The organism is Nitrosospira sp. Nl5 (assembly GCF_900102495.1).
Taxonomy (GTDB): domain Bacteria; phylum Pseudomonadota; class Gammaproteobacteria; order Burkholderiales; family Nitrosomonadaceae; genus Nitrosospira.
On sequence record NZ_FMVQ01000017.1, the window covers coordinates 12,631 to 32,624 of the forward strand.

The following is a 19,994-nucleotide window of genomic DNA, read 5'->3' on the forward strand; positions in this document are numbered from 1 at the left end:
CAACGCATAAAATAACTAGTAAATTCATGTGAAACGGCATGCGTACTCTTTTTACCTATAGTATGGTTTTCCCCCGGCGCAGCGCATTCGTGCTCGTGGCGCTGTTGGCAGCGGGTGTTGCCGAGGGGCTCAGTCTGACTGCTCTCCTCCCCTTGCTTTCAACTGCCATAGGCGATACAAGGGACTCGGATATTGGAAGATTTATCGTACAGGCTCTGCAAGGGATAGGGGTTGAACCGACAATCGGGGTCATGTTATTGATTATCGTTGGCGGTATGGTAATCAAAAGCCTGATATTGCTGCTCGCCAACCGGCAGGTTGGCTATACTGTAGCGCATGTGGCGACCACGCTGCGCCTGGAACTCATCAAGGCACTACTCGCCAGCCGCTGGCAATATTATCTCCGTCAACCGATAGGCTCGCTTGCCAATTCAGTGGCCACGGAAGCATATCGGGCAGCGAACGGCTTCGAGCATAGTGCCAATGTCCTCGCGCTGTCAGTACAGGTGATGGTTTATACTATTGTCGCCTTATTCATTTCATGGCAGGCGGCTCTTACTTCTCTTCTTATCGGCATGCTTCTGCTGTTCGCGCTGCACCGGCTGGTACGCGCCACACGGCGGGCCGGCGCAAAGCAGACACGCCTGCTGCGTCATTTATTGACTTATCTTTCCGATGTCCTGAGTTCGGTAAAATCACTAAAGGCCATGGCGCGGGATAATGTGGCCGATGCTATTCTCCGTGATCAGACTCAGCAATTGGAGAAGGCCACGCGGCGCGAAGTCATGAGCAGGGAAGCGTTATTGGCCCTGCAGGAACCTATACTTGCCGCCTTGACAGCAAGCGGTCTATACCTGGCGCTTGTGATATGGGAGCTTTCATTACCCGAGGTAATGGTGTTGGCCTTCCTGCTGACCCGTATCCTGGGCTTACTCAATAAAACACAACGGCGTTATCAGCAACTTACAGCGCAGGAAAGTGCTTATTGGTCAATGCGAGCAGCGACTGAAGAAGCGCAGGCCGCGGCTGAGAGAACGGCAGGTACGCTGCATCCTACGTTACTGCAAGGGATCAGTCTTAAGCACATAAGTTTCGATTACGGCATGAAACCGATTTTTCGTGACCTGAACATCGAAATATCCGTGAAATCGTTTACGGCCATTACGGGAATGTCGGGTGTTGGCAAAAGTACTTTGCTTGATCTACTCTGCGGACTGGCTGAACCTAAGTCAGGTGAAATTCTCGTCGACGGCGTAGCTCTGCGCGAAATTAATCTCCGCCTCTGGCGATATATGATAGGTTACGTGTCTCAGGAAACTATTTTGCTCCATGACACGGTTCTCAACAATATTCTCGTCGGGGCGCCAGACTTGGTTTATGCGGACGCGGAGCGGGCTTTGCGCCAAGCTGGAGCCTGGGACTTCGTAAACGCTCTTCCGGAAGGCTTGCAGACAATCGTTGGCGAACGCGGCGGGCTCCTCTCGGGTGGACAACGTCAGCGTATAGCAATCGCCAGGGCTCTCGCCCACCAACCGCTTTTCCTGCTTCTGGACGAACCAACCAGCGCCCTGGATCCCGATAGTGAACAGTTGATTTGTGAGACGTTGCAGAGGCTAGCGCAAGATTTTACTATCATCGCTGTATCTCATCAGCCCGCAGTAATCAATTCAGCCAGCAATGTATTTGCTCTCTCAAAGGGCACGGCGGAGCGACTGCAACGGTCTCCCCATAACAGCATCAATTCGGAATCGCTGGTAATTCTGAATATTGCTGCCGATAACACTTAACTCCTAAGTTCTGGACGCCGACAGTAGTTGGCGCGCCCAGAGAAGTCGGCAGCAAAAGCGCTTGGCCCCTCATATTTTCTCCGCTTTTTGGAAATAGGTACAACTGCTGGTTGTCAGCATCCATAAGACCCGTGTCGCTCACTCCGTTCCCGCTCACCGCTGACAAGTAGCAATCACCCTGGCATCTGGATCGGAATAGTCCTGCTTTTGGGACTGTATTGATGGCAAAGTGTAGATGGGTTAAGTGGCCATTGAGCGAGGAGGTCCAGACAATTAACTCTGATCCTGCATCGGTACCAACCGGAGATCCTCAGTTGTCTCCTCTAGGAGACAAAAAAAATAGTTAATAAACAACTAGTTATTTACGATAATTAAGAAATAGGCGTGGCACGGCGACAACGGAACACCCATCCTTCTCCTAATATGTTGATTATAAACGTATAATGACCTGGCACGAATTGTGCTTCAATATAAACAAATTCTTCTCCAAGACCTATTGCAATATGGCGTTTCATATATGAGGCAACCGAGAATTCGTGCGTCAGGTGTCACCCCAAGAAGATCGAATTCGGTTCTTATTTATGCTATTTGATGATCTTGCCTATAACGGCCCAGCGCCGGTCCCCCTCAAAACCCGCTACCGGAGCCTCGGTATTCGAATGTCTTCCAGTCCAAAGCAGGTTTCTGCCAGAGAGCCACATAGCAATGGGCTGGAGCTGCGGTAGAGGTTCCGCAACGGGATTGGCGTTCAAGAAGCACGGTTTTCCTTGTTTGCGAGTATGTGAGCTATCGTACAGACATGCCCGAAGGAAAAGTCAAATACTAGCTTGCTGTAATTCATTATCCACCTTGATATTCAAACCGCCTGTTCAAGGCGAGTAGCGATCTGGAAATTACGGGAAATTTTGCTGGTATCTGGCTTGGGACTTAATCGTATCTGCTGTAACTCTGTTGTAACCCTTGCGCTTTAACGTGGCGGTATTACAAAAGAGGAATTTCCTTGGCAACAACGCGATGTTGTTCCGTGCACCGCAGCTGGATATTAAATCATTGGCAATGTTTTAAATCTTATCTATGTTTAATGAAGTGATCTACGCTGGATCGCAATCATTGGTTGCAGTAGCAATGACTAGCATAAAGGAGAAACAATGGCTTTGCCTCAGAGTGTCAAGCTGCCTAATCCGTTAGCCAATCATATAAATTACGATATGGGCTTTTTCTCCTCGCTATCTGCTGATCATCTCCAACGTTACTCCCGCATTATCCAGGAAGGGATAGCGGTACGTCAGCATTCCGACCTGTTGAGATGGTTGCAGGGAGAAGTGCAGCATTATTTACCACATGAGATCATGCTTGCTGCCTGGGGAGATTTCGAAGCGAATTTCATCCGGCACGATATTGTTTCCGCCCTCCCTGGCGTCAGGACGGCACATTTAGACCCAGCAGGTCTTTCTCCGCTACTGCGGGGACTCTATACGCACTGGGTCGAACTGGGCAGGATGCCTTGCGCCTCCGGCGTTGGCAAATCCGGTATTCTGCTTGAAGGCAGCGGCTTGCAATGTTCGTTTGGCAAGGCCCTGCAAGACATGCGATCTTCACTGCTGCATGGCATCAGCGACAAACGTGGGCGGCATGATTGCCTTTACGTTATTTTTAGCTCGAAAGATAAACTCGACAGTTCCACGCTCAGCGCGATGGAAATCCTGCTGCCTTATCTTGACACCGCGTTACGCCGGGTCGCCCCCTTGCCCCCTCATCCCCCACTCCTCTCGGATGTTCCGGAGAGTGGAGACTTTGGATTGAGTGAGCGTGAATGCGAGATCATGGATTGGGTAAGAATGGGCAAAACCAATGCCGAGATCGGCAGCATTCTATGCATCAGCTCCTTCACCGTGAAGAATCACTTACAGCATATCTTCAAGAAGCTTGACGTGTATAACCGTATGCAAGCTGTATCCAAGATCGAGCGTAGTCCGAGCCATGGCTGAAGCAAACCCGACATTTTCCGCTTCCACGGTTTCCACGCACCGTACCCAGGGGCCGCTTGGCAACAATATGCTAAGCGCGGTCGAAGCCATTCTCGACCCTGTGGCACTGACGCTTTCGCTGTGGTTTGTAAGTGCCGGTATTGAAGGAGAATTGCTGCCCCCCTACTTGATTCTTGCCGTCATTGTGTTTTCGATTACTTTTCCAGGTACCTCGCGTCTGCAATTTTCAATCAAGAGGCTGATCTTCGATATTCTCTATAGCTGGTTCTGGGTGGCTTTGCTGTTGTTCTTCCTCGGATTTGCCACCGGTTATATCGCTGAGTTCTCCAGCCAGGCGCTAGTCACCTGGTTATGGGTGGCGCCCTTGAGCCAGCTTGGTGCCAATCTGGCGCTGCGCGTCACTGCCCCGTATTTGCTGATGCTGCAGGGACCGCCGCACCGCGCCATCATCGTCGGCATGAATGAGCAGGGAGTGACGCTCGCCAGCCGGATTCACGAGACGCGCTATTCAAAGATTGAGCTGTCCGGCTTTTTCGATGACCGGGACCAAAGCAGGCTCAAGCAGGCTGCAAATAGCCAATTGCTCGGCAGGCTGCGCGAACTCCCCAACTTCGTCAAGGAGCATCGCATCCAGTTCATCTATCTTTCGCTGCCGATGGCTTCGCAGCCACGCATTCTCCATGTGCTCGACGAACTGAAGGATACCACTGCTTCGATCTACTTCGTGCCCGACATGTTCGTCACCGACCTGATCCAGGGACGCAGTGGAACGGTTTGCGGCACGCCCGTCATCTCCGTCTGCGAATCGCCTTTCACCGGCTCCAACGGAATCATCAAGCGGGCAAGCGATATCATTCTGTCCCTGCTCATCCTGATGTTGATCTCGCCGGTTCTGCTGGTCGTCGCGGCTGCCATCAAGCTGGATTCCCCGGGTCCCGTTATCTTCAAGCAGCGCCGCTATGGGCTCGATGGGGAAGAAATCGTAGTCTATAAATTCCGCTCGATGCGTGTCTGCGAAGACGGTGAGACCATCCGTCAGGCGCATAAGGGTGACAGCCGCGTCACCCGTATCGGCGCCTTCCTCCGCAAGAATTCACTCGATGAATTACCGCAGTTCGTTAATGTCCTGCAGGGACGCATGAGCATCGTAGGGCCCCGGCCCCACGCCGTGGCGCACAACGAAATCTACCGGAATCTGATCAAGGGTTACATGATCCGCCACAAGGTCAAGCCCGGTATTACCGGATGGGCCCAGGTCAATGGTTACCGCGGCGAAACCAGTACCCTTGACAAAATGCAGGCACGCATCGATCATGATCTTGACTACCTACGCAACTGGTCGCTGCGGCTCGATCTGCATATCATCTTCAAGACGATCCTGGTGATCTTCAAGGATCGGGCCGCATATTGAGGTTTAAACTCTACCATATAGCTCTTACGTGCTATTGTCTGTATATATCGCTTCCGCTACCTTCGATGCAGCCAAGGTGATACTCTTGCAGTATCTTGTGCACCGGAAAGATAAGACACCGATTGAGAAAAATGCTGCTGCTGAATCTTTCCCGTTATTATTCCCGCTGGCTCGCGATTGCCGCCCTCCTGCCGTTAGCGCTGACTGCTCAATATGCCGCAGCTCGCCCCGGAGATACGCTCAATTTAAGTGTTGGCAGTACTCTGATGTATGACAGCAACGTCTTCCGTTTATCACCTATCATAGATCCAGTTCCTTTTCTGGGCCAATCTACCAAATCCGATCAGGTCATAACGTCAACGGCGGCGCTCACCCTGAACAAAGTCTATTCAATGCAGCGTTTCGACTTTAACGGCAGCATCGTCGACAATCGGTATAACAATTTTGATTTCCTGAATTTTATCGGAAAGAACTACACAGCAGCTTGGCATTGGTTTCTTACTCCCTATTTTCACGGTACATTAAGCAGCGGCCACAGAGAGGCGCTCAACAACTTCGCGAATCTCACGGGATTTGTAAACTCTGCCAACCGCAATCTTCGCACTGACGACAATTACCGTTTTGATGCCGTACTCGAGATCACCCGCTCTTGGCACATTGTTGGTGGCGTTTCACACACTACAGTAAAGAATAGTCGACTTACGATACAGGATTTTGACAACAAAGTTCTTTCCGTCGAGGGAGGTGTACGTTATGCCCTTCCTTCCGGCAGTTCACTCACCTACAAAGTGAGAAGCGGGGACGGCAACTTCTTTAAAAGGGAGCAGCCTATTGCCAGCAGTCTCTTCGATACCCGATTTCATGACATGGAACATGGGCTTCAGTTGATTTGGCCGCTTACGGGCAAGACTTCGATTGAGGCACGAGTCGCTCATCTAGCGCGTAAGCACGATCATTTTCCTCAACGGGATTTCTCCGGCGTCATCGGTCATTTCGACTTTAACTGGTCTGTCACAGACAAAACCCGCGTTACTGCCACTTGGGCGCGGGAACTTGGCAACTTCCAGACTGCCGTTAATTTCCAGCTTCCTCAATTTCAGACCTTCTCCAGCAGTTATGTCGCCACAAATCGCTTTTCTCTAACACCGGTCTGGCAAATTAGCGCTAAAACTGCATTGCGTCTTCGCTACGATTATATAAACCGAGATTTTCTCGGTGCCGTCGTTTCCCTCCCTGGCGATAACCGAACCGATACGCAGCACTCTGGCATGGTTGCATTCGACTGGCAACCAGTGGACGTGCTCTTCCTCAGCGCCATGCTGCAGAGAGATCACCGTTCCTCCAATCTCAGGACCTTCGAATTTGATAACACGGCCGTCAGCATCACGGCGAGACTCAACTTTTGATAAAGTGAGAATTATAAAAGGTCCAATTTTTGCTTGCGCCATGCGGAATAGTACTTTGTAATCATTGCTTGATAATTTAATTCGTATATTGTGATTACTTATTACTCATGACGAGCCTTCGACGTATGTCGTAACCGATTTATTAAGTAACTATAGGTTTCACAACTAGTTTATGAGCGTTGCATAATGTGTCGTGACGACGATAAAAGGCACCGTTTCAGGATTAGCAGTCTTGCATTATCGTCTCAATCTAATTTTGTTTAAGGTACCTGGAGTAGTTTATTAGATTGTGAGAGTGGGCTTATAAAATCACCAAGTGCTATGTGAGATACCGCATTGACGATCGTTGGTATCTTGTGTATATAATTTTTAAACTTATTTTTTTGGGGGTGCCGAATGCTAATTTGGCCCATCAAAAGTGCTGTAAACAGTGGTCACGAAAGCGTAACGCGATACGCCTAAATTGCGTCAATCGCTGATTCGACCGAATAGTCACATGGAAGGCAATATCACGTGATTAATATGATGATATCAGCATGTTATTTAAACTTACGATTTCTATTTTATCAAGGGCATACATGCGACCCACTCATCCAAGGTTAGTATTTTCAATATTATCTCTGTTGTTTGCGCTTGGGCTTACCGCTTGCGGAAACAAAGAAGCAGAAAAGCCGGCTAGCCAAATTGCCGCTAAGGTGAATGCGGGAGAGATTTCAGTCCACCAGATTAATTATGTATTGACCCGTACGGGTGTGGGTGCGAAGACACCCGAAATGGTACCTAAGATGCGTCGCGAAATTCTTGACAAACTCGTTGATCAGGAGCTTGCTGTCGAACAGGCCGTTGAGAAGAAGCTCGACCGCTCGCCTGAAGTCCTTATGGCCATCGAGAACGCTCGCCGGGAAATTCTGGCCCGTGCATATATCGAGCAGATCACCGCAGCGATGGCCAAACCGACTATCGAAGAAGCAAAGAAATACTACGCTGAGCATCCGCAGCTCTTCGCTGAGCGCCGCATATACAACATCCACGAAATCGTACTTCCCGCAGCTACCGGGGTGGCAAAGGAGCTACGTGAGATGCTCGAAGCCGGCAAGTCGATGGAGGATATTGCCAATTGGCTAAAGGATAAAGACATAAAATTTGCTGGCGGTAGCGCGACTCGCCCAGCCGAACAGATCCCGCTTGAGCTGCTGCCTAAAATACACCCGCTCAAAGTCGGGCAAAGCCTGATGCTGGAAAGCCCTCAGTCCATCACACTGATACGACTTGCCGCCGCGCAGTCGGTGCCGGTAGTGGAAGACGCCGCGCTACCGCGCATTCAACAGTTTCTCGGCAACCAACGCGTATCAGAGGCTGCCAAGCAAGAGTTCAAGGCGCTTAAAGCTAAAGCCAAAATTACCTATATGGGCGAATTCGCCGATACGGACAGCAGCACGGCATCTCAAGCAGCTCCTGGCGCCACGGCTCCAAACATCGCGGACGCCCGGCCCGCAAAATCCAGTGGTGACATTGCTGTTGAGAAGGGCGTCGCGGGGTTGAAGTAGAAGTTTGTTCAATTGATCGAAATGCATAAGGAAACCCTACATCCATGATTCAAGCTCTGACTCGTACAATAACTTTTTTCTTTGCCCTGCTAGCGATGAATGTTTTTGCGGAGGACAATCTCGACTATTCGCTTGGTCCGGGGGACGTAGTGCGTATCCAGGTTTTCCAGAACCCGGATCTTACGACTGAAACCCGTGTGTCCGAGAAAGGTTCCATCACATACCCGCTGATCGGTGCCATTGAAGTCGGCGGACTCGCTATTGGTGCTGCCGAAAAGAAGATTGCCGACGCTCTCAAGAAGGGTGGCTTCGTTCGGCAACCGCAGGTTAACATTGTCCTTATGCAAATGCGTGGTAGTCAAGTGAGTGTGCTCGGCCAAGTCAATCGGCCTGGGCGCTTTCCGCTGGAAACCCTCAGCCGCGTCAGCGATATGCTTGCAGCGGCGGGAGGCGCGACCCCGACTGGTGATGATTTTGCTATCGTTACAGGCTTACGTAACGGCAAGCCTTTCCGTAAAGTGATCGATATCCCCGCCCTTTATCTTAGCGAAAAGTCGGACGAAGATATTTTTCTTGCTGGTGGAGATACAATCTACGTGCATCGTGCGCCGGTATTCTATATCTATGGCGAAGCACAGCGTCCTGGGGCCTACCGTATCGAACGCGAGATGACCGTTATGCAAGCACTGGCACAGGGTGGCGGTCCCACCACACGTGGTAGCGAATGGCGGTTGCGCCTCCATCGGAAAAAAGCTGAGGGCGGCGTAGAGAAAATCGCACCGGAAATGACCGATACCATACAACCTAACGACATAATTTATGTACGCGAAAGTATTTTTTGAGAGCGCCAGCCTGTTATGACCCTCCAACAATTCCTGCTCATCCTTAGAGTGCGCCATAAGGCGGTTATCTTTACATTGTTGTCTACCGTCATTGTCACACTTGTGGTCAGCCTGTTGTTACCCAAGGAATACACCGCCAAAACCGCGGTGATAGTTGACGTCAGATCACCGGACCCCGTCGCCGGAATGGTGCTGCCCGGCATGGTAGGGCCCGGTTATATGGCCACGCAAGCAGATATTATCAACAGCGACCGCGTGGCTCAGCGCGTCGTCAAGTTGTTGCGCATGGATGAAAGCCCAGTGATCCGGGAGCAATGGATGGAAGCCACCGGGGGTGAAGGGGAATTGACGGTCTGGTTGGCTGATCTACTGAAGAAGAAGCTTGACGTTAGGCCCTCTCGTGAGAGTAATGTCATCAATATTCAATTCAGCGGCACCGACCCTGGCTTTGCCGCAGGCGTGGCCAATGCGTTTGCACAGGCCTATATCGATGTCAACCTCGGACTCAAAGTTGAGCCGGCCCGCCAGTACACTACCTGGTTTGAAGATCAGGCCGGAATTGTGCGCGATAAACTGGAAAAAGCCCAGCAGGCACTCTCTGCCTATCAGCAAAGAACAGGCATTGTCGCTACTGATGAGCGCCTGGATTATGAGATTGCCAAGCTCAATGAGCTGTCAACGCAGCTAACCATCGTTCAGGGGCATACTTCCGACAGTAGCAGCAAGCGCAAATCCGCTGGCAACTCCGAAACGCTGGCTGAGGTAATGCAAAGCCCATTAATCAACAGTCTTAAGTCGGACATCGCTCGCCTCGATGCCAAGCTCCAGGAAAGCAATATCAATCTCGGCAAGAATCATCCGCAAACGCAGCGTGCCCAAACCGAACTCGCGGCCCTGAGAAGCAAGTTGGCCAGCGAAACCAGACAGATCCATGACAGCATTGGTACATCCTATGAGGTTGGCAAGCAGAGGGAGCAGGAACTGCTAGAGGCGATGGAAATCCAAAAAAAACGCGTGCTTGAGTTAAACAGGCAGCGCGATCAAATCAGCGTACTCCAGCGGGATGCCGAAGCTGCTCAGCGCGACTTTGAGGCGGTTAGCCAGCGTTCCGCTCAGACCCGGCTTGAGAGCCATTCGGTTCAGACAAACATCGCAATGCTCAACTCAGCCTCGGTACCAACGGAGCACTCGAGACCCAGAATCCTGTTTAACCTGGTGATCTCAGTCTTTGTCGGGACGCTACTGGGAGTTGCCGTTGCATTGATACTTGAACTCGGCAATCGCCGTGTGCGCTCAGCGCAAGACCTTCTCGAAGCAATCGATCTGCCGGTACTGGCGACCATTTCATCTGCCGCATCGCCGTCCGTTATGCGTGGGCTACCCGGCAGATTCTCACGTCATAAAGCATCCCGGCGTGCCCTCGGAGTGAAGCCCCCCGAATATCAACCGGATTAGACCATGAAACCTATGAGCGGAAGCTTTCCATCCATCAAACGGAATCAGACCATGAATCCGGGTGAGCCATCCATTTTTGGCAAAGCCCAGGTTTTTATCGGTAGCGGCAGCTCAATTGGGGCCATTCTAGTCGATACCGGGCGCCTCTCTGCGGAAAATGCCGAACGTATACTGCGGCTGCAAATAGAGCAGGGCAAGCGTTTTGGAGATACAGCCATCGCGTTGGGCTTGCTCACCGAAGACGATATTCGCTTCGCCCTCTCTCGGCAGTTTAACAACCTCTATCTTCCTGAAGGCGATAGCAGCCTGAGCTATGAGCTAATAGCTGCCTACAAGCCGTTCAGTCCAACGGTTGAGAAACTACGTGCTTTGCGCAGCCAACTTATGTTGCGCTGGTTCGATGCTGAGGCGCGAAACGTGCTCGCAATCGTAAGTCCTAGTGAAGAAGAAGGACGTAGCTTCATCGCTGCCAACCTTGCTATCGTTTTTTCGCAGCTGGGTAAGCGCACGTTGCTCATTGACGCCAATCTGCGTACGCCGCGCCAGCATGAGCTGTTCAAACTCGGCAATAGAGCAGGCCTGTCCAGCGTGCTTGCCGGCCGCGCTGGGATCGAGGCAGTTGCGCGCGTGCCTTCACTGCTTGGGCTCTCTGTACTCCCTGCTGGCGCAGTGCCGCCTAACCCGCAGGAACTGCTCGGCCGTGCCGACTTTGCCGAGTTATTGCAATCGTTAGTGCAGGAGTTCGATATTATTGTTATCGACACCCCGGCCGCAAGTGAATATGCCGAGGCGCAAATGATCGCGGCACGCGCTTCCGCTGCCCTCATAGTGGCTCGCAAGAATCGCAGCTCAACGGCGGAGATAATCGAGTTAACCCGCGGTCTGCAGGAAACCGGGGCTAGGACAGTGGGCTCAGTGCTAAACGATTTTTGAGAGCGGTGAAATGAAGGGGGTGAGTCTCGGGCAGCATGATAGTGAATCCGACTAGCACCTCGGCTCCAGCAACGGTTGGAGAATTGACGGGAAAGGAGTTTATTACCCATGCCTTGCGGGGGCAGACGTTCTCTTCTCATCCATATCGAAGGACGGAGAGAACAAAGCTGCTATTTGCTGTTGTCGCGTTAGCCAAGCTTGGCAGTCAATTTCTTGCCGAAACTTGCAATCCGCTGGCAAAGCCAATCACATGGGCAAGCAAAAAAACAACATGAATCAGTTTATCCCATGGCACTGGTACCAGACCCACAGCAACAGATTGCGCGCGACGAAGAAAGAGAAGCCTGAAAATGATCCCAACGCCAGCAGCATGGCCGCGACTTGCAGGTAATGAGATTGCAAAAACAAAATGAGTATTAATTCTTCGATTATTGCCGACCGGCAGTCAGGCCAGCCTGAAAATTGGCGCAACCAGTTAGTCATCTGGCTACCGGTTATCGTCGGACTGACTGTGCTTTACTTACCTAGCCTAACTGATCTTTTTAATGGCATCTGGGCCACTGATGAGCAAGCGCATGGTCCTATCGTCCTCGGTGTGGCCTGCTGGCTGGCCTATCGTAAATGGCCCCATATGTGGCGCGTAAGCGAGGACCAGCCCACTGCCGCCGCAATTGGTTGGCCCATCCTCATCTTCGGTTTGCTGTTTTATATTATTGGCCGTTCACAAGAGGTTTTGATCCTGGAGATTGGTTCGGCGATCTGGCTGCTCGCCGCTATTCTCTTGCTCATGCGCGGCAGCGCCGCCCTCAAGGCACAATGGTTTCCACTTTTCTTCATGCTTTTCATGATACCGCTTCCTGGCCAAGTCGTAGATACTGTAACCATGCCTATGAAGATGGCCGTTTCCTACGTAGCCGAGCACATTCTTTTCTGGTTGAATTACCCAATCGGCCGCAACGGCGTCATTCTTCAGATTGGGCAATACAAGCTGCTGGTGGCCGACGCTTGCGCAGGCTTGCAAACACTTTTTACACTTGAAGCGCTGGGCCTGCTTTACCTTAATATCGTACGGCACGATTCTTTTTTTCGCAATGTCGCGCTAGCCATACTGATCGTGCCAATCTCGTTTACCGCCAATGTTATCCGCGTAATAGTGTTGACGCTAATTACCTACCACTTTGGCGACGAGGCGGGTCAGGGTTTTTTGCACGGATTTGCGGGCATGGTGCTGTTTCTCAGTGCGCTGCTGCTGATCATGTTTGTTGATTCCTTACTTCGATTTACTATTAGAGAACAGGAACTTGCTCATTAGTATTCTGATAGCAGTTTTCATATGGGCATGTAAGAGCACGAGCTTGAGACTCTTATCAAAAATCTAGGGTTCTGGAATGAAAAAGATGATAATCAAAACAGTCTTCATCGGCTTTTTGATGCTTGCCTCCAGCGCGATGGCGCTTCTGCTTCAGCCCGGCAAAGATCGGGTTGAGCACGAGAGTATTGGCCTTGAATCGTTCATTCCTAAGAATTTTTCCGGCTGGAGAGTTGATGAGACGATAATTCCGGTATTACCGCCTCCAGAATTGACGGAAAAGGTTAACCAGATTTATGACGAAACGCTGGCGCGTACTTATGTAGGGGACAGTGGCGAACGGGTAATGCTCGCCATTGCTTACGGCGGAGATCAGACCGGACGTTTGAGGGTTCATCGACCCGAGTCCTGTTATACAGGTCAGGGCTTTCTAGTGAAAAAGGTTGGAGAGGAGGAGATTACAGTTGCGAACGCAAAGCTGCCCGTCAAAAGACTCAATGCGCAAGCCGGAGCTCGTCAGGAGCCTATCACCTATTGGATCAGGGTCGGCAATGAAACCGTAACCGGACTTCTTTGGCAACGGCTTGTTCAATTAAAGTTTGGGCTGACGGGAGAGATACCGGATGGTTTGATATTCCGGGTATCTTCAATTGGCGGAGATACTGCAAAAGCATATGTGCTGCATGATCGCTTTATCGCTCATTTACTCGAAGCGCTAACAGCCGAGCAGAGGACAAAACTGATCGGTAATACTAGCGATCAGCTTCGTAGCTAATGAAGCATTGTCTTGGGCGGTAGTTATTCGGGGGCCGCGATTCGGCGTAGCATCATTCAGTACACCGGCGGACGGTTACTAAATGCTCTGGCTGCGTTTCTTATCTTTGTGTGGATTGCGCGGCAACTTCCGGAGCAGCAATACGCTAACTATATCGCCGCATTTGCTCTTCTGGAGATTGGGCTGATTTTGTCTGGCTTCGGAATGGAGTGGGTCACCGCTGTATTCGTTCCTCAAGCGAAGCTGAAGGCCGCTGGGAATGTGCTTAATAAATTTGTCTGGCAGTGTGTGGCTGTGCAGGCAACTACGCTGCTGATTGGCGCGTGCGTGCTATTCATCCTGGCGCCATGGCTGAATGATTGGTTCAGGGTGGGGAATGCAACAGGCGCGTTCAGAGTCTATGCAGTAGTGATGTTTGTAGAGGGGGTTGGTCGAGTTTTTCGGGACCAGCTTTTGTCGTGCCTGTTGTTGCAGGCTGCGGCGCAGATGAGTCAAATGGTTCGCAATATTACCATGCTCATTTTTGCCTTCTGGGTGTTTCAAAATGATGAGTGGAGGACTGCGGAGGGCCTCGGATTCGCGGAATTATGCGCCAGCACTGGAAGTCTATTGATTGCGGCCGTCTTTCTTTATCGGCACCTTGCGGCGTGCCGGAACGACCCAGCCAGTGAACCCGGCTGGCGCCTACCGCGTTGGGCGGAGATGTTTCGAGCGGGCCGCAATGCATGGTTGAGTAACTTGGCCAACTTGAGTTGGGGGGGACAGATGGTGATACTACTAGTCACCCGCCTTATCGGGTCAGAGGCCACGGCACCACTCGGATTCTCACGCAATCTCGCTGAGCAGGTACGCAAGTTCATGCCGATGGATTTTCTTTTGGGAATCATACGCACACTGCTGATAGCCCGCTTTTCCCAAGACGGCAACCTTCGAAAACTGGAAGCGCGGGCCGGATTGGTATTTAAGGCAAACATTCTGTTTCTATTGCCTTTATTGGTCCTGGTTATTGTACGTGGCGAGGAGATTTGTAGCTTGCTGAGCGGCGGCCGTTACGCAGCCGCGCATTGGTTCCTCGTGGGATGGCTAAGTGTGCTTGTTGTCTGGGCACACCACCGGCTGACTGATGTGCTGGCACACGCACTCGGCCGCTCCGGCCTTACCAGCCGCGCCAGCATCCTTCTCACAGTCACGCCGTTGTTACTTTTTGTCGTCGCGGAAGCGCAGCACTGGGTACTTCTATTTCTAGTGCTGGTGACTGCCGAAATTGCTTACTCGTATATGGTGCTTGTCTGGCTGAAGACTCCGCAATGGCGGTATCACTTACATTGGGTGAGCCTAGCCAAATTCAGTCTCGCGGCCCTTCTTACATCCGGAATTGTTGCCGCTATACCGGAGCGTGGCGGGATTGTAGCCACGCTATTTGCAGCAGGGGTCTCTTTTGTAGTGATGTGGGCCGGAGTATTGCTTCTGCAAGCATGGTCACCTGAAGAGGAAGCAATGTTGCCCGAAAAAATTCGACGGTGGCCAATGATAAGGAGAAGGAAATGAATTATAGATTATTCAGCCTAGCAAGGTTTATCGTGCTGCTATGTATTTCCGCTTCGGCGTTCGCGCAGGTCGATAATTCGCGTGGAGGCGCGGTTCCTGCCGAGGATTTTTATAAGCGCTACAATCTGCAAAGCGCCGATCCAGCTAATATCGAATTGCTACCGGACCCCGCCGGTAGCGGCAAAACCGTATTGAGGGCGCGAGTCCGGAATACTGATGAGAAAATATTCGGTGGCTTCCGCACCGAAATTGTTCCTCTGAAGGAGTTTCTGCGCGAGGGCGTTCGTTGGTATGCCCTCAGTGTATATTTTCCCGAGAACTGGCAATTTCATCCCTCCCCCACAATAATTGGCCAGTTGCATACCAGTCAGAAGAACAAGCCCTTCTCGCCTCCGGTGGCATTGATTGCGCAAGGCCACGACCTTAATCTCGAACTGCATTTCAATCATCGAAATATCGAAGGTCCAGATGCCGTGACAAGGGAGAATACCGTCAGTCAGAAGGTCCGGCTGGACAAAATCAGGACTCAGCAGTGGTATTGTTTTGTTATCCGTGCTGATTGGTCCCATACCCCTGGAAGCGGTTCGCTTAGTCTTTGGATGAATGGCGATAAGGCATATGAGAGCCTCAAGTCTCCCAACGCTTATCAGACCCAGGGCGGCAACTACCCTAAGGCGGGCCTTTACCTACCCGGTAGCATGATGGTTCCAGAGCGCAGCATTTACCTGGATTTCATCCATCTTGGCGGCCCCAAGTCGAGCTACGCGGAGATGGCCGCGCTGACCCCGTGTCAGAAATGAGCGAGATTAAGACAACACGATGAATGCTGTTGATTCAAGGAGCTGGGGAAAGAACTGGTCACTAGCCGTAGTAGTGATATTTTTTGTGTTTTCCCTTTTAGGTGGACTGTTGATTGGTGCGGGGCAATTTGTGCTCCTCGCTGGGTTCGGTATCGTCGTGCTTTCCACGTTACTCTCTCTGTTGTTTCTAGGGCAACGTGTTGAGGATCGGCGCGGTTTTTTACTAGTTGGAGTTTGGTGGGGCATGCTGCTTGTTCATGGCTTGCAGCAGAGCAGCGGCCTACCCATCGGATATATTCTCGAACTCGTGCTCTTTGGACTCGTACTAGCAAGCGTTCAATGCGTATGGAATCTCGCGCGCCAGGATTGGGTGCTGCGACTGCTGCTAGCTCTGTTGCTGCTTCATTTTGGGATGGCGCTGCTGAGTAGCATGCTGGGCCGTTCCCAGACGTTTGCTGCGCTCTGGCAGTTGCAGTACAACTTGAAGTGGCCTCTCATGCTTGGTCTGGGTACTCTACTGATATGGAATGGACGGGTGGACGACCTTATGCGCAAAATTATTGCGTGGTCGTGGATTTTCATAGTTCCCATTCTAGCCGTGGAAATTGCGGCGCCGGAAATCCATCCATACGTTTTTGGAGAGAATCCCGACAAATCAGTAAATCCTGTAATTGGAATAGGTGCGCGATATCGCGGCCCCTTTAACCATTCCGGCTACCTCGCAATTATCAGCGCATTACTGGCGGCAGGTGCGATGGCCACGTTCCTGGTCGAGCGTGGATGGAGGTGGGGTTTACTCATTTTGCTTTATGCCGCGATTGTATTGCTTTCAGGGCAGCGCCAGGAGTTGTTGGCAATGGTATTTGCCCTGTTTCTGCTGGCCGCGATTTCCTGGAAGCAATACCTGCATCTAATGGTAATTTTTGCTACCCTGTTGGGTGGCCTTCTGATTGCAGGCTTCATCTACTTTGACTATATTCCCATGCGGGACACGCTCGCGCAGTGGGGTATGGTAGACGATTTATCTCGTCCTTCCGAACGGGCAATTCTTTCAACGAACGGAATCGCTGTCGCTCACCAGTTTTTTCCTCTCGGCTCAGGGCTTGGCACCTACGGTGGCGTCGGCGCGCAGAAATTTGATCTGAAGCTTTTTTGGGAATTAGGCTTTGGGCGTTATTGGTGGTTTTTGCAAGGCAAGTTCCTGGTTGATACCTATTGGCCAAATGTTATCGCGGAATCCGGATTCGTGGGCGCATTCTTGCTGCTGGTATTCTTCATGGTATTGTGGATAACATTGCTGCGGCGTGCGTGGTGTTCCGTTGGCACGCCGGTTTACCGCGTTTCTCTTCTTGCGCTGGCAGCGGTGACGCTGCTCTTGGCCAACACGCCCTCGTCCCCGGTGCTGACTGACCCGCGGGGCGCCTTTATTTTTTGGTTGATTATCGGTTCGGCTTGGCGTGCTACGATGCCCATGTATTCCACGAATCGTTTGGCTCGCAGCCATGGCGTATCTGCAGGAAGTGCCAATAGGTCTTTCGGGGCGGCTGTAGGTCGCGCTAATTAGGCTAAAGGGATTATATTGTGCTTTATGACAAACCTACGCTTTGCTTCGGATTTCGGGCCTCTATGCTTGCTGCGGAGCGTCTCCTCCCCAGTTGTAGAGGCATGGGAATCGCCGTCAACGAAAATACCTTGACCTGCTTCCCCTGCTCAGCGCACATGGGCCAGTTTTCCAACACGTATTCGACTTGCCTGCAGCAATTGGCTTTCCAGAGAGTCCCGTTGGGTTTCCTGTCGAAGACATTTTGTGCATCTTGCGTTGAGGCGCGATGAGAAATAGGTCATCGAAGAAGGTTGTCATGATCGGCATCTCCCTCAATGGGGCCGGAGGAATGACATCGGTCGTCAGAACGTACCAAAACTGCGGATTCTTTGACGAATGGGACGTCAGCTACCTTAGCTCTTATGAGCGGCCAGGGCTGGGCTCGCAGCTCCGAGTGATGATCCGCGCGCTTGTGATTTTTATACATATGCTGATTAGAAGAGAGGTAGCGCTAGTGCATGTGCACAGTGCATCACGTGGAAGTTTTTGGCGCAAGTCGATTTTTTGTGCTGTCGCTAGGGCCTTTCGCATCCCTTACATTTTTCATGTCCATAGCGGCGAATTTCCGACGTTTGTTCGCAGCGAATGCGGTCCTTTGGCGCGCTGCTGGGTACGACATACGCTGCGGAATGCGCGCAGCGTAATTACCTTGACTTCGAGTTGGCGTGCTGAGTTCGCGGAGCTTGTACCCGGTGCAACGATAGCAGTGCTCGGCAATCCGGTGTTTATGCCAGAACGTATTTCTGCGTTACGAGAGAATGTAGGCCATGTCCTTTTTCTTGGTCGATTGCACGAAAAGAAAGGCGTATTCGATCTGGTTCGTGCTATCCCAAGCGTGCTCGAGCAAATACCTGAAGCAAAATTTACGCTGGCCGGAGACGGTGACTTGCATGGAGTGGCGGGGCAAGCAGAGATGCTCGGTGTGAGCCATGTTCTGAATCTTGTCGGATGGGTTGATGGAGCCGCCAAGGAGGCACTGCTGGCCTCGGCGGACCTGCTTGTGCTTCCGTCACACTATGAAGGGTTTTCGGTATCCATAGTTGAAGCAATGGCTGCAGGTGTTCCGGTAGTATCCACTGCGGTCGGGGGTGTCCCTGATGTTCTTGAGGATGGCGCTTGTGGCGTTTTAGTGGCTCCACGGGATGTAAAAGCATTGGCAGACGCCCTCATTAACACTTTGCTTGACACCGAGGCTAACGAGCGTATGCGCGAGCGGGCATTTGTGCGTGCGAAAGAGCGTTTCTCCATCCCAAAAATTCTAGGAGCGCTGGGTAATATCTATCACGCAGCAAAGCTGGATAAGGATAAGGCCTGATGGCCTGATTTATACATTCATTGCGCTCGTGCAGTGTTAACCTGACATATCAATCAGATTGATGGTGTTGGAGATTGATTTCAAGGGGCGTCGATCTGTTGTATCTGTTGCGCCCACAGTACTTGGCGTCGGGGAGCGAAGTCTGGCGGCAAGGTTAGTTTCGGTAGCATTTTCCCGCACTGCGGGCCGAGCGAGCAGGCGTGGTAATTGGCTGCGGGTAATCCTGAGAGAGATCGTGGGGCTTGCTAACGCGGTTGTGCTTGTCCGAACCGGCCCAGAGCGATTAGCGCCACCGCTCACAAGCTTGCTCCCTTTTGATAGCAAGTTAGACCGGGTCAGATCCGATGTGCACCATTGCCGAGATTCGCGCAATGTTACGGAGGCGAAGGCACGAGTCGTTTGTTGACCCGTAGATCGGCAAAAGCAGCCGGGCGGGATGATTGAATTGCTTGCAGAGGAGTGGGTTGATTATGAAACAACGTATCAATATACTGGGTTGTCAGATCGACAATCTTTCGATGGAAGAGACGCTGCAGACGATTGAAGGGTTTATCAAATCCGGCCAGCCTCACCAACATGTCGTAGTCAACGTGGATAAGCTGGTCAAGGCTAGCCGAGATCCGGAATTGAGCCGTATCATTAATGAATGCGCGCTGATCAACGTGGATGGAATGCCAGTGGTTTGGGCATCCCGTGTACTGGGCAAGCCTCTGAAAGAACGTGTTGCCGGGGTAGATCTGTTCGAGGCGCTGATGCAGCGTTCGGCAGAAAAAAAATGGCGCGTTTACCTGCTCGGTGCGCGGGAAGAGGTGGTTTCCGACGTGAAGCAAGTTTACGAGAAGAAATACCTCGGCTTAACCGTAGCCGGTTATAGAAACGGCTACTGGAAACCGGAGGAGGAAGCGGAAGTGGTTGAGCGGATCAAAGCTACCGGCGCTGACGTATTATTTGTTGCTATCAGTTCCCCAAAGAAGGAGCATTTTCTCGGGCGCTACCAGGCCGAGATGAAAATTCCTTTCGCCATGGGCGTGGGTGGCACCTTCGACGTGGCGGTGGGAAAAGTCAAGCGTGCGCCGGTCTGGATGCAAAACGCCGGGCTTGAGTGGTTCTACCGCTTTTTGCAGGAGCCGCGCCGCATGTTCAAACGCTACTTCATTGATGACATGGCATTTCTCTGGCTACTGCTGAAAGAAGTCGTACGCCGTGACGCCTAATTCCGCTTTTTTGTCTTGGGCGTACTCCATGGCTACTTTGAGTATCGATTAATAATTTTTC

General features: G+C 51.7%; 15 protein-coding genes. All 15 read left to right on the plus strand.

Annotated elements, in window-relative coordinates; all coding sequences use genetic code 11:
* The first annotated feature begins 38 nt into the window (after positions 1–38).
* The 15 genes from BLP45_RS13150 to BLP45_RS13220 all read left to right on the plus strand — a co-directional run bounded on the left by BLP45_RS13150 (position 39) and on the right by BLP45_RS13220 (position 19,933).
* The gene (locus tag BLP45_RS13150) at positions 39–1,787 is read left to right on the plus strand and encodes an ABC transporter ATP-binding protein (RefSeq protein ID WP_090372947.1); all 1,749 of its coding nucleotides are present in this window, start codon (positions 39–41) and stop codon (positions 1,785–1,787) included.
* A 1,148-nt stretch (positions 1,788–2,935) separates the two neighbouring features.
* The gene (gene epsA, locus BLP45_RS13155; protein WP_256327832.1) at positions 2,936–3,775 is read left to right on the plus strand and encodes an XrtB/PEP-CTERM-associated transcriptional regulator EpsA; all 840 of its coding nucleotides are present in this window, start codon (positions 2,936–2,938) and stop codon (positions 3,773–3,775) included.
* A 67-nt stretch (positions 3,776–3,842) separates the two neighbouring features.
* On the plus strand, positions 3,843–5,186 hold the full coding sequence (locus BLP45_RS13160) for an undecaprenyl-phosphate glucose phosphotransferase (protein ID WP_371128757.1): 1,344 nt from the start codon (positions 3,843–3,845) through the stop codon (positions 5,184–5,186).
* Positions 5,187–5,317: 131 nt separating this feature from the next.
* Complete coding sequence (gene epsL, locus BLP45_RS13165) at positions 5,318–6,592, plus strand: XrtB/PEP-CTERM-associated polysaccharide biosynthesis outer membrane protein EpsL (RefSeq protein WP_090372949.1); 1,275 nt, start codon at positions 5,318–5,320, stop codon at positions 6,590–6,592.
* A 578-nt stretch (positions 6,593–7,170) separates the two neighbouring features.
* Positions 7,171–8,139: an EpsD family peptidyl-prolyl cis-trans isomerase gene (locus BLP45_RS13170; protein WP_176754754.1), complete on the plus strand. Its 969-nt coding sequence runs from the start codon at positions 7,171–7,173 to the stop codon at positions 8,137–8,139.
* A gap of 44 nt (positions 8,140–8,183) precedes the next feature.
* Positions 8,184–8,981 carry a polysaccharide export protein EpsE gene (epsE, locus tag BLP45_RS13175; protein WP_090372951.1) on the plus strand — a complete coding sequence of 266 codons (798 nt, stop codon included), beginning with the start codon at positions 8,184–8,186 and terminating at the stop codon, positions 8,979–8,981.
* 15 nt (positions 8,982–8,996) lie between these two features.
* Complete coding sequence (gene epsF / locus BLP45_RS13180) at positions 8,997–10,436, plus strand: chain length determinant protein EpsF (protein WP_090372952.1); 1,440 nt, start codon at positions 8,997–8,999, stop codon at positions 10,434–10,436.
* Between the two features lie 3 nt (positions 10,437–10,439).
* Positions 10,440–11,369 carry a chain length determinant protein tyrosine kinase EpsG gene (gene epsG / locus BLP45_RS13185; protein WP_090372953.1) on the plus strand — a complete coding sequence of 310 codons (930 nt, stop codon included), beginning with the start codon at positions 10,440–10,442 and terminating at the stop codon, positions 11,367–11,369.
* A 409-nt stretch (positions 11,370–11,778) separates the two neighbouring features.
* The gene (gene xrtB, locus BLP45_RS13190; RefSeq protein ID WP_090372954.1) at positions 11,779–12,681 is read left to right on the plus strand and encodes an exosortase B; all 903 of its coding nucleotides are present in this window, start codon (positions 11,779–11,781) and stop codon (positions 12,679–12,681) included.
* A gap of 76 nt (positions 12,682–12,757) precedes the next feature.
* Positions 12,758–13,453: an exosortase-associated protein EpsI, B-type gene (epsI, locus tag BLP45_RS13195; RefSeq protein ID WP_090372955.1), complete on the plus strand. Its 696-nt coding sequence runs from the start codon at positions 12,758–12,760 to the stop codon at positions 13,451–13,453.
* A 12-nt stretch (positions 13,454–13,465) separates the two neighbouring features.
* A complete protein-coding gene (locus BLP45_RS13200; RefSeq protein WP_176754755.1) occupies positions 13,466–15,001 on the plus strand; it encodes a lipopolysaccharide biosynthesis protein in 1,536 nt (511 codons plus the stop codon).
* Positions 14,998–15,801: a polysaccharide lyase family 20 protein gene (locus BLP45_RS13205; protein ID WP_090372957.1), complete on the plus strand. Its 804-nt coding sequence runs from the start codon at positions 14,998–15,000 to the stop codon at positions 15,799–15,801. The genes BLP45_RS13200 and BLP45_RS13205 overlap by 4 nt, the downstream gene beginning before the upstream one ends.
* An 85-nt stretch (positions 15,802–15,886) precedes the next feature.
* A complete protein-coding gene (locus BLP45_RS13210; RefSeq protein ID WP_143002448.1) occupies positions 15,887–17,365 on the plus strand; it encodes a hypothetical protein in 1,479 nt (492 codons plus the stop codon).
* A 295-nt stretch (positions 17,366–17,660) separates the two neighbouring features.
* A complete protein-coding gene (locus tag BLP45_RS13215; RefSeq protein ID WP_176754757.1) occupies positions 17,661–18,719 on the plus strand; it encodes a glycosyltransferase family 4 protein in 1,059 nt (352 codons plus the stop codon).
* 470 nt (positions 18,720–19,189) lie between these two features.
* The gene (locus BLP45_RS13220; protein ID WP_090372960.1) at positions 19,190–19,933 is read left to right on the plus strand and encodes a WecB/TagA/CpsF family glycosyltransferase; all 744 of its coding nucleotides are present in this window, start codon (positions 19,190–19,192) and stop codon (positions 19,931–19,933) included.
* Positions 19,934–19,994 lie beyond the last annotated feature (61 nt).